7 protein-coding genes are annotated in these 11409 nt (G+C 55.2%); 3 read left to right on the top strand and 4 right to left on the bottom strand.

Features of this window, described 5'->3' with window-relative positions:
* Positions 1-440: 440 nt before the first annotated feature.
* A complete protein-coding gene (locus tag QZQ29_RS03380; protein WP_296959657.1) occupies positions 441-1070 on the bottom strand; it encodes a site-2 protease family protein in 630 nt (209 codons plus the stop codon).
* 294 nt (positions 1071-1364) lie between these two features.
* Here QZQ29_RS03380 and gltS point away from each other — a divergent pair, with 294 nt between their 5' ends.
* On the top strand, positions 1365-2594 hold the full coding sequence (gltS, locus tag QZQ29_RS03375; protein WP_296959654.1) for a sodium/glutamate symporter: 1230 nt from the start codon (positions 1365-1367) through the stop codon (positions 2592-2594).
* Between the two features lie 206 nt (positions 2595-2800).
* Here gltS and bioB (QZQ29_RS03370) read toward each other — a convergent pair whose 3' ends face one another.
* The 3 genes from bioB (QZQ29_RS03370) to bioB (QZQ29_RS03360) form a co-directional block, all read right to left on the bottom strand.
* Positions 2801-3784: a biotin synthase BioB gene (gene bioB / locus QZQ29_RS03370; protein WP_296959651.1), complete on the bottom strand. Its 984-nt coding sequence runs from the start codon at positions 3782-3784 to the stop codon at positions 2801-2803.
* Positions 3785-4396: 612 nt separating this feature from the next.
* A complete protein-coding gene (bioB, locus tag QZQ29_RS03365) occupies positions 4397-5398 on the bottom strand; it encodes a biotin synthase BioB (protein WP_296959647.1) in 1002 nt (333 codons plus the stop codon).
* A gap of 145 nt (positions 5399-5543) precedes the next feature.
* A complete protein-coding gene (gene bioB, locus QZQ29_RS03360; protein ID WP_296959644.1) occupies positions 5544-6542 on the bottom strand; it encodes a biotin synthase BioB in 999 nt (332 codons plus the stop codon).
* 204 nt (positions 6543-6746) lie between these two features.
* Here bioB (QZQ29_RS03360) and QZQ29_RS03355 point away from each other — a divergent pair, with 204 nt between their 5' ends.
* Entirely contained in the window at positions 6747-8546 is a 1800-nt protein-coding gene (locus tag QZQ29_RS03355; protein ID WP_296959642.1) for an ABC transporter ATP-binding protein, read from the top strand.
* A gap of 506 nt (positions 8547-9052) precedes the next feature.
* Positions 9053-10723, top strand: a complete 1671-nt coding sequence (locus QZQ29_RS03350; protein ID WP_296959639.1) for an ABC transporter ATP-binding protein — start codon at positions 9053-9055, stop codon at positions 10721-10723.
* Positions 10724-11409 lie beyond the last annotated feature (686 nt).

Genomic DNA, 11409 nt, shown 5'->3' with positions numbered 1-11409 from the left:
CCAAGTGACCTGGAGTCCATTTGATTAGAAGAATTTTAATTTAGCAGAAAAATTTACACAAAGGACTTGACAGACCCGCCAGAGGCGGCTTATAACATGGCGCCGAAAGGCGCCGTACCTCGCCAATCGGTCGGGCGATTAAAAGGAAGGCCTCTTATTGGGCAGGCTAGAGGCTAATTTCGCCCGACTTGCGCATTCCATGCGGAATACGCACACAGCGTACTTTATAACTCCCTCTGAACCAGCCCGGAAGGCGAAGCCGGTCCCGGGCCGAACCTAAGGCGCCCAGGGCGTCAGCCCGACGGCGCCTTGAACCCGGGGCCGAAGGCGACTGAACCCCTTTGCTGTCGGGAATACAGCCCACTAGTACACTAGTACACCAGCCCACCAGCCCACCAGCTCACTAGTACACTAGTACACTAGTGCACTAACCCACTATTTCAAAACACCATGAACACCACGTAACTGGAGAGAGAGATGAAGAGGTCCGCCAAAGGATTGATGATGCGGTTGATGAGGCCGCTGAAGACCACCACCATGAGGAGGACGAAGCCGTACTGGGCGTTGAAATTTTCATACTTGAAGGACAGCTCTCCCGGCAGGAACATGGCAAGAATTTTAGAACCGTCCAGCGGCGGCACGGGGATGAGGTTGAAGAAGGCGAACCACACATTGTACATCATAATCCAGTTCAAAAAGAGGGCGCTCCCCCGGCTGAGCATGCCCAGTTTCAGCAGGATGGCAGAGAGAAGGATGGCAAGGAAACCCAGGAAAAGATTCATTGCCGGGCCTGCAAAGGACACCTTCAGCACGCCGCTCCGATAGTCCTTATAGTACCTTGGATTAATCATTACCGGTTTGGCCCAGCCGAATCCGCAGAGCACCAAAAGAACCGTACCAAGCACATCCAGATGGGCCATGGGATTGATGGTGAGCCGCCCGTCCAGGGAAGGCGTGGGGTCCCCCAGGGCATCGGACACGGCGGCATGGGCATATTCGTGGAAGGACAGGGCGATGAGCAGTGCCGGTACGCGGTAAATCAGGGTGCCCATATCAAGAAAATCAAACATAATGTACTCCTTACATGGTTTCACAGGGGATGATTGAAAAATTGCTTTTCTATATTATACATGGTTTAAGGTGGCCGTCATAGCCTGTGATGCCTTGTATCTTCATGATTCACCCGTAGACCCGATTGCCAATACTTCCTTACCGGCAGTCAATCACCCTCTAAGCGCAAAGCATTATCCGGATTTTGCATAATTTCTTGAATATCCTATTACTTTCATTTATACTTGCTACTATATGAATGGGAAAATGCTTTTCTCATCTATACAGCCAGTATAAAAAATGGGGGATTCAATATGGAAATTAACTTAAATATGTACCAGACCCTGGCAGCGGCGGTGGCTGTCTTTTTTCTGGGCGGCTTTCTGAAGACGAAAATCAAGCTGTTCCGGAAATACTGCATTCCGGCGCCGGTCATCGGCGGTACCATCTTTTCGATTGTGAATTGTATTCTTTACACCGAAGGCCTGTGGACCTATACCCAGGACACGGTGATGCAGAACTGGTGCATGATGCTCTTCTTTACCAGTATCGGCTACATGGCCAGCGTGAACCTGATTAAGAAAGGCGGTCTTCTGGTTATCAAGATGGCGGTGCTGGTGGGTATTCTCATCATTATCCAGAACCTCATCGGCATCTCTCTTTCCCAGGTATTCGGGGAAAATCCGCTCATGGGTCTGGCGGACGGTTCCATTCCTCTGGTAGGCGGCCACGGCACCTCCGGCTCCTTCGGTCCGGTGCTGGAATCCATGGGCCTTTCCGATGCCACCACCATTGCCTTTGCCGCCGCCACCTTCGGCCTGGTGGCAGGTTCCTTTATCGGAGGTCCTATCGGTGAACTCCTCATCCGACGCTTTCACCTTACCTCTTCGGAGGGAAAGGAAATAGATGCTTCCCTTCCCGAAGGGAAAATGGGACCCCATCCGGAGACGGAGGACGATGAGGACGCCGCTGCTAATTACCTCAACATGGACAATTTCATGTACGCCTTCGGCCAGCTCCTTTTGGCCATGGGCCTTGGCACCTACGTGAGCCAGTTCTTCATCGACATCGGTCTGGTGTTCCCGGGCTACATCGGCGCCATGATTGTGGCGGCGGTGATTCGGAACATTGCAGAAGGCACCGGCCTCTACGGCATTTACCAGAAGGAAAGCGAAGTCCTCGGCGGCATGTGCCTCAACATCTTCCTCTCCTGCGCCCTCATGAGTTTGAAACTTTGGCAGCTGGCGGACCTGGCGGTGCCTCTCATCGTCACCCTTCTCATCCAGACAGTGGTGATGGCCCTCTTTGCCTACTTCGTCATTTTCCGGATTATGGGCGGAAATTACGAGGCCGCCGTCATGGCCTCCGGCACCTGCGGCTTCGGCATGGGCGCCACGCCGAACGCCATTGCCAACATGAACGCCATGTGCGAACGCTTCGGCCCCGCCCATACAGCCTACTTCGTCATCCCCTTAATCGGCGCCTTCGTGGTGGATTTCCTGAACGCCTCCATTCTCATGGTGTTTATGAACCTTTTGAAATAAAATCTGCAAAGGAAAGGGCCTGTGAAAAATCATTTTTCACAGGCCCTTTTCTTTGCTCCTGCCCACATAGAGCTTTGCTCGAGATGACAATGGGACGAGGAGCTCCCTGTCATTTGGGAATTTCTTCATCTATACGCCAAAAGGGGCTGTGATAAAATGATTGCCATTTTTTCACAGTCCCTTTAACGTATCCTTATTTCATTTCCTTACAAGGTCCTTCCCATGTCCACAGCCATCTGCTTATCCTTTTCCGGAGGACGGCCGGCGATGGTGAGGTAGCCGCCAATCATGGCGCCGTTCAGGCCGGCGGCGAGAGCGAAGGCCTGGAGGTCCCGAAGGGCCGTTTCCCTGCCGGCGCAGACGCGCATGATGACGTGGGGCAGGATGAAGCGGTAGAGCGCAAACATGCGGAGCACTTCCACCGGTTTCGGCGGTTTGTTTTTACCAAAGGGGGTGCCGGGGATGGGGCTGAAGATGTTGAGGGGCACGCTGGTGACGTGGTGGCTCCGAAGGGCGAAGGCCATGTCGATGCGGTCATCGTCGGTTTCTCCAAGGCCCATGATGCCGCCGGAGCAGACCTCCAGTCCCGCTTTCTGGATGCGGCGGATGTGGTCTTCCTTTTCCTCATAGGTGTGGGTGGTGCAGATATTGGGGAAATAGCGTTTCGCTGTTTCCAGATTGCAGTGAATGCGCTGGCAGCCGGCATCTTTCAGCTGTTTGAGCTGGTCATCGGTCAAAAGGCCCAGAGAACAGCAGACGGAAAGTTTCGTCTGCTCCGTGATGAGTTTCACCGCTTTCACAATGGAGGCAAACTGCACGGGGTCGCTCTGCCCGCGGCCGCTGGTGACAATGCCGAACCGTTCGGCGCCGTAGGCTTCCGCCTGCTTTGCTTCGTGAAGCAGGTCCTCCGGGCTCCGGAGGGGATACTCCTTCACGCCGGTATGGTACCAGCCGGACTGGGCGCAGAATTTGCAGTTTTCCGTGCACCGGCCGCTTCTTGCATTCACATCGCTGCAGAAACGCATCTTGTCTCCGCAGAAGGTTTTCCTGATTTTATCGGCAGCGGCCATAAGGAAGAGGGGCTCCTTCTTTCCCGCTTCATAGAGTCTGCCCGCTTCTTCCCTGGTAATGTCGCTGCCGCCAAGGACCTTGTCCATACATTTTTCTATATATGCTACGTTTTCATCCATATGCTGTGTTTCACTTCTTCCTGGTTTTTGGGAGCAGCGAAGCTGCTCCGGGTTCAGAGGGTTCGGCCCGCCGAAGGCGGGCTGGTTCAAAGGGTTCAAAGGGTGATGGTGGCGCCCTTGGGACACGCCTTCGGCGTGAGGGTTCATAGGGTTCAGAGGGTTCAGAAGGTTCAAAGGGTGATGGTGGCGCCCTGCGGGCGCAATAAATAAGATGGCGCCGGAGGCGCCGTACCTCTCCAACGCAGTGGTACTTTATAACTCCCCTCTGAACCAGCCCGGAAGGTGGAGCCGTTCCCGGGCGGAACCCATCGTTCGGCGCGAAGCGCACGAACGATAGAACCCGGGCGCCGCAGGCGCCTGAACCCTCTTGCGTTCGGGAATACAGTACATCTGACGTCTGTCGTCTGATAGTCCGTCGTCTGACAGTCTGACGTCTTTCCACGGACAGCTGTCTCTTGTCTTCCCGCCGACTGGTATTTACCGATTCCCACTCACTTGCTATTCTTACCGAGATTCTTCGCTGCGCTCAGAATGACCGGCGGGAGGCGGGAAGGGGGGCAGCGGACAGTCGTTCCACCAGCCCACTAGCTCACCAGCTCACTAGTACACTAGTTAATTCAGATTCGGTGCTGTCTGTGTCCGACCCAGGTCGTGGAGCATGGCGATATCATCCTGGGGATCGCTTCCTTTGCTGGTGAGGTAGTTGCCGATCATGACGCCGTTCATGCCGCCGGCGAGGGCCATGGACTGGAGGCTCCGAAGGTTAATCTGCCGTCCGCCGGCAGTGCGGATCTGGGCCTTGGGGAGGACGAAGCGGAACATAGCAAAAGAGCGGAGGATTTCAAGGGGAGAAAGGCGCTTGTTGTGCTCAAAGGGGGTACCGGGGATGGGGTTCAGTACGTTCAGCGGCACGGCGTCAATGTGCATTTCCTTCAGATGAAATGCCATTTCCACCCGCTGGTCCAGGGATTCACCAAGACCGATGATGCCGCCGCAGCAGACGCGGATGCCTGCTTTCTGGGCACGGGCTACGTTCTCCGCCTTTTCCTCCGCTGTATGGGTGGTGCACACTTCCTTGAAGAAGGAAGGTGCCGACTCGATATTGCAGTGCAGGCGGCTGATGCCCGCTTCTTTGAGCTGGTAAGCCTGTTCCTGCGTGAGGAATCCGAGGGAGCAGCATACTTCGATGCCCACTTCCTTGCGGATACGACGGATTAAGTCGAGAATTTCCGCAAAGTCCTTCGGATTTCTCTGGTCACGGCCTGCAGTAACAATATCGAAACGGGCAGCTCCGGCTTTTTTCGCTCTTTTAGCCGCTTCAATGACCTCTTCTTCCGGAAGGAATTTATAGGTTTTTACACCTGTATTGTAACGGGCAGACTGTGCGCAGAATTTGCAGTCCTCCTGGCAGGAGCCGCTCCTGGCATTGATGATGGCACAGAGGTCCACGCTCCGGCCGGAGAATTTCTGACGGATTTTGTCGGCGCAGGCCAGGAGAAGCATGGTGTCTTCGTCCCTGGTACGGATGAGGGCTCTGGCCTCTTCTTCAGTCAGTTCTCCGCCGTTCAAAACCTTTTCAGTCCACTTCAAAATCTGTTCACAGCTGCTTTCCATTGCAAACCACTCCTTTTATAAAATCACCTGCCGTCAAATGACAGGGTACTGCCTTGATAAAACCTTACGTGTATATGCGTAATAGAAATATTCGTGTTTCACAATGGTGCGGAATATTTCTATCCATATGAAATTGTATATGAAATCAAAGCTGAGGCTGGGTCATGGAACGTCCCAGGTCTTCGGTCATGCGGATATCTTCCTTCGGATCCCGTCCGCCGGTGGTGAGGTATCCACCCACCATGATGCCGTTCAGGCCGCCGGTCAAAGCGTAGGCCTGCAGGCTCCGGAGGTTCACTTCACGGCCTCCCGCTGTGCGGATTAAAGCCTTTGGAAGGACGAAACGGAACATGGCGAAAGTGCGGAGCACCTCCAGCGGCGGCAGGCGGCGGTTCGTATAGAAAGGCGTGCCCTTCACCGGATTCAGGATGTTCATGGGCACCGAATCGATGTGCATGGACTTCAGTTTGAAGGCCATTTCCACCCGCTGGTCCAGGGATTCGCCCAGGCCGATGATGCCGCCGGAGCATACCCGGATGCCCGCCTCCTGGGCGGTACGGATGATGACTTCCTTATCCTCCATGCTGTGGGTGGAGCACACTTCCGGGAAATAGGAAGGTGCAGTTTCGATATTGCAGTGAATCCTGGTGATGCCCGCTTCCTTCAGGCGGATGGCCTGTTCTTTGGTAATGAGCCCCAGGGAGCAGCATACTTCGATGCCCACCTGCTCACGGATTTTCTTCACAATATCAATGATTTCCTCAAACTCATTGGGGTTGTCCTGGTTCCTGCCGCTGGTGACCAGGGAGAAACGGACAGCGCCTGCGGCCTTGGCCTTCTTCGCTGCTTCCAGGATTTCATCCTCCGGAAGGAGACGATACACCTTGGCGCCGGTATGGTACCAGCCCGACTGGGCGCAGAACTTGCAGTTCTCCTGGCAGTGGCCGCTCCTGGCATTGATGATGGCACAGAAGTCCACCGCATTGCCGTTGAACTTCTGGCGGATTTTGTCCGCCATAGCCAGAAGCAGCATGGTATCCTCATCTTTGGTACGGATTAATTTCTTTGCTTCTTCCTCTGTAATCTCACCACCATCCATGACTTTTTCAGCCAATCTGATAATTTCTGCACAAGCACTGTCCATAATGAAAACTTCCTTTCACAATCGGAGCACCTGCGTTTCAAATTGTTACCTTGTGATTAAGTATAAAATAAACAATTCAATCTGTCAATCCTGTTATTTACTTTAGTTGACAATATGTTGACATAATTCCATTCCTTTAGGATTTCTTTAACCTTTTTACTGACGGCCTGTTCTATAATGAATACATAAAAAGGAGGACAAGAAATGGTTCAAAAACATCCTGACCGGGTCTCCTGGTATTTCCTGAAAGAAAAAAAAATACTGGCCGTCACCACCGTAAGCGGCCTTTTATACAATCTGGGTCTGGTGCTCACCCCCTGGTTTGAAGGGCAGCTCTCCCAGTACATTGCCGACATCTTCACCGGCACCAGGCACCCCTCGTCCCTGGTGCTTCTCTCCCTCCTTTATGTGCTTACGGTGCTCTTCGTGCAGGCCATGCGGTATGTGAAGCGGCTTTACGTGCGCCGCTTTGCCAATAACACCGGCCTTTCCATGAAAGAAATCATGTACGAAAGGCTCCTTGGCAAAAGCAGAAAGGAACTTCTGGGACAGGGCGCAGGAAATCTGATGACAAAGGTCATCTCCGACGTAGACGCCTGCGCCGAGGGCATGCGGAAATTTACCACCGAAGTCTTTGACACCGGCGTGGCCATGGCCGCCTACAGCGCCATGCTCTTCTACTATGACTGGCGCCTCACCTTTCTGGTGCTCCTCTTCCCGCCGGCCGCCTATTTCCTGGCGGACCGCCTGAAAAAACCGGTCACCACCGCCAGCAGGAAATCCAGGGAATCCGCCGGCCGCCTGGCCGCCGGCACCATGGACCGTCTCAAGAACGCCATGACCTACCGGGTATTCGGCGAAGAAAAAGCCCAAAACCGGCGATATGACACCCTCCTTTCCGATTATGCTGAAAAACGAATCCGTTCCGGCCTTTGGGAAAATACCATGGAGCCCCTGTACCAGGTCATTGCCATGACCGGCTCCCTCCTCATCCTGTGGCTTGGCGGCAGAAACGTACTGGGCGAAGGCTGGGAAATATGGGACATCGCCGCCTTTGCTGCCTACCTTGCCTGCTTCACCCGCCTGGCAGTGAAAGCCTCCCACGCCGCCCACCTCTTCAATGCCCTGCAGAAAGCGGAAGTCTCCTGGCGCCGCATCCATCCCTACCTCATTCCCCAGGAGAAACAGGAATTCCCCATTTCCCCCGCCGCCTCCCTTTCCGTGAAAAACGTATCCTTCACTTACCCCGGCGCCAGCCGCCCCACCATCCAAAACCTCACCTTCACCGCCAGCCCCGGTGAAATCATAGGCATCACCGGGGAAACCGCCTCCGGCAAATCCACCCTGGGCCGCATCTTCCTCATGGAATCGCCCCACGAAGGCTCCATCACCTGGGGCGGAAAGGAAATGGGAAAAGAAATCTCCCCCAGAGGCATCATCGGCTACCTGGGCCACGAAGCGGAACTCTTCAGCACCACCGTGGAAGACAACATCTGCCTTGGCAAAGAGGGCAACCTGGAAGAAGCCCTCCGGGCAGCTGACCTTGACGAAGACATTGCCGCCTTCCCCAAAGGCATCAAAACCGCCATCGGCGAAGGCGGCGTCCGCCTCTCCGGAGGCCAGCAATCCCGCATAGGCCTCTCCCGCCTCATCTATCACAGAAGGCCCCTCCTCATCTTAGACGACCCCTTCGCCTCCCTGGACTACACCACCGAAGAACGTATCTTTGAAAACCTCCAATCCCTCTGCCACGACTCCATCATCCTCCTCATCTCCCACCGCCTCCGCCCCTTCCCCGCATGCAGCCAGGTCCTCTGGGTAGGAGAAGGCGGAAAAGTCACCACCTCTACCCATGAAGAACTTTTGAAGAAAAACGGAGAATACAGGAAACTCTGGGAAATACAGAATGGGGGCGGCAAAGCCGCCCCGGGTTCAAAAGGTTCAGAGGGTTCAGAAGGTTCAAAGGGGAAGGGGGACGCCCGCTTTGCGGGCGAAGGTTCTTAAGGTTCTTAGGTTTGACGGGCCCTTCGGGCGCATTATAAAATGGCGCCGCAGGCGCTCACCCTGCCTCCATGGATTGGGCTTTATAACTACCCTCTGAACCAGCCCGGAAGGCGAAGCCGTTCCCGGGCCGAACCGGCCGCCCAGGGCCAAAGGCCCGGCGGCGGCCCGCACCTTCTGAACCACCTTGCTTTCGGGAATACCGGTATTTACTTCCTAATGGGTCACCATCGACAGGTACCGAGATTCTTCGCTGTTGTGGAGGTCCTGCATAGGACCTCCAAGTCGGGCGAAATTGGTCCTTAATCTGCACATAAAAGGACCTTCCTTCTGTCGCCCGACCGATGCAGAATGACCGTGTCCGGCGGACAGCGGTAAGCGGACAGCCGCCAGCCATCCCACTGTCTCACTTTCTCACTGTCCCACTGTCACACTAGCCCACTAGCCCACTAGCCCACTAGCCCACTAGTACACTAGCTCACTATCCCACTATTTCAAAGGAGCCCATTATGCATGATACACGAAACAGCCTCAAGCGGATTATCCTATCCGCCATATCCACCCACCGGTGGCTGGCGCTCTCCCTTTTGGCGGTAATCATTCTCTCCCTTACCCTGGGAATCCTGCCGCCGCTGGTGCTGCAGAGGGCCATCGACTCCCTCACCGCAGAAATCATCGACCCCAAAGGCCTTCTCCTGCTGGGCATCCTTTACTTTACTCTCACCGCCTTTTCCGGCCTTGCCGACGCCGCCAGGGAATCCTTTATTACCTATTTCGGCCAGGCAGTGACGAAACATATCCGGTCTTCCATGGCGGATAAACTCACCCGCCTGCCGGCTTCCTATTTCATCAAACACGAAGGCGGAAGCACCGCCTCCCTCTTTGTGAATGACGTGGACACCATTGAAGACCTCTTCGACTCCGGCATTATCAGCATGGCCGCCGACGCCTTCCGTTTGATTTCCATTATGGCCGCCGTTTTCTGCCTGAGCCGGGGCCTGTTCCTCCTGCTCCTTATGGCCCTCCCCTTCCTCTTCCTTCTCACCAGGGCCATCCAGAAGCGCATGCTCACCGCCCAGATAGAAAACCGGCGGGCCGTGGCAGGCACCAATGAAATCATTCCTGAAACCGCCGCCAATATCCGTACCATCCACCTCTTCTCCTGTGAAGATTTCATGGAAAAACGATATGGCACCTCCATCATTTCCAGCTTCAAAGCCCAGGAAAAGACCAATTTCTACGACTCCATCTACTCCCCCATCATCATCACCACAAGCGCCCTCATCATCGCCCTCATGGCCATCCTCTCCGTCACCGGCTCGGCGGACCTCTTCGGCATGACCGCCGGCACCGCCGCCGCCCTCATCGCCTATGTGGGAAAAATCTTTTCTCCTTTGGAAAGCATGGGCATGGAAATCGAAAACATCCAGTCCGCCATGGCCGGCGCCCACCGCATCAGGGAATTCATGGCGGAAGAAGAAATGAAACCGGCTGCCATGGATGAAACGAAAAGCCCCCTGCCCCTGGAAATCCATCACCTCTCCTTTGCCTACGACAAGGACCGCCCCCTTTTCAAAGATTTCAGCCTCACCCTCCATGCCGGTGAAAAACTCACCATCGCCGGACGCACCGGCAGCGGCAAGAGCACCCTCTTCAAACTCATTTCCGGCCTCTACCCGCCGAATACGGGCACCATCACCGTCTTCGGCAGGAACCCCTATACCCTGCCGCCGGAAAAACGGAGAGAAATTTTCGGCATCGTGAGCCAGTCCTTCCCCATGGTGGAAGGCACGGTAAAAGACCAGCTCACCCTGGGCGATGACCGGGTCACCATGGACAAAATCACCCCCGCCCTCCAGATGGCCGGCCTCTACGAAACATGCATGAACCTTCCCCAAAAACTCAATACTCCCTTCCACGAAGGTCTCTTCTCCCAGGGCGAACACCAGCTCCTTGCCATCGCAAGGGCCATGGTCTTCTCCCCGCCCCTCCTTCTTCTGGATGAAATGAACGCCCACCTGGACTCCCTTACGGAGAAAAAAGTCTTCTCCGCCCTGGAACGGGTATCCAGCGAAAGAACAGTCCTCTCCATATCCCACCGGCTGGAAATCAGCGGTCTGGGACGGATACTGTGGATAGGGCCGAAGAGCGGCCCGGGTTCAGAGGGTTCTAAAGTTTAACAGCGCCTTTGGCGTGAGACTTGTAGAATCATGTGGCACACTGCCCAGCGTCCATAGTGCCCCCGGCTCCGCCGGGGGGAAAGGTGGTGGCGCCAGCCACCAAAGGGGGCCGCCGGAATGGTTCAGGAAGAGTATGACTCAAAGATTTCTCACCGCCCACCCTCGTTGCCCCTTGAGGGACCATAGGGTGTACGGGGCCAAACGCCGATGTGACACTCCACTGTTATCCGGACCGCCGATAGGCGGCCTGCTCTACTTTGGGTTTCTTTCCGATTCTTACCCTCCAGCACCCCTTCGCCACTTCGTGGCCCTCTTCCTCCACGGGAAAGCGTCTCACGTGATTTTCAGGTCGCTATCGCTCCCCTACAAATCACGTTCGCTTGCCACCGGAGGAAGCGTGTCACTGGATTCTCAGGTCGCTTTGCTCCCCTACGAATCCAGTTCCCTTGCCACCTAAAGGGGACGCAAGGGAGAGCAACACCATACTACCTGAATTGACACCCCTGCCCAGCATCCATAGTGCCCCCGCTTTAGCGGGGGTGGCAGAATAAACCTCTCTATGCTTTCCATTCATGCCTAATGCCTCCACTGCCCGGCACCACATTGCCCCGGCGGTAAGCGGTCAGCGGACAGCGGCAGGCGGTTTCACAGCCAATCTAAAATCCCGGCACCTTTTTTTCAAAGGT

The sequence above is a fragment of the uncultured Dialister sp. genome, from assembly GCF_900538805.1.
GTDB lineage: Bacteria > Bacillota > Negativicutes > Veillonellales > Dialisteraceae > Dialister.
Note: the sequence above shows the minus strand (reverse complement) of the source record. Positions and strands in the feature narration are given on the sequence as shown.

Excerpts from the sequence above, each read along its gene's own strand:
- QZQ29_RS03380 (WP_296959657.1), bottom strand. The coding sequence starts at position 1,070 with ATGTTTGATTTTCTTGATATGGGCACCCTGATTTACCGCGTACCGGCA.
- gltS (WP_296959654.1), top strand. The coding sequence starts at position 1,365 with ATGGAAATTAACTTAAATATGTACCAGACCCTGGCAGCGGCGGTGGCT.
- bioB (WP_296959651.1), bottom strand. The coding sequence starts at position 3,784 with ATGGATGAAAACGTAGCATATATAGAAAAATGTATGGACAAGGTCCTT.
- bioB (WP_296959647.1), bottom strand. The coding sequence starts at position 5,398 with ATGGAAAGCAGCTGTGAACAGATTTTGAAGTGGACTGAAAAGGTTTTG.
- bioB (WP_296959644.1), bottom strand. The coding sequence starts at position 6,542 with ATGGACAGTGCTTGTGCAGAAATTATCAGATTGGCTGAAAAAGTCATG.
- QZQ29_RS03355 (WP_296959642.1), top strand. The coding sequence starts at position 6,747 with ATGGTTCAAAAACATCCTGACCGGGTCTCCTGGTATTTCCTGAAAGAA.
- QZQ29_RS03350 (WP_296959639.1), top strand. The coding sequence starts at position 9,053 with ATGCATGATACACGAAACAGCCTCAAGCGGATTATCCTATCCGCCATA.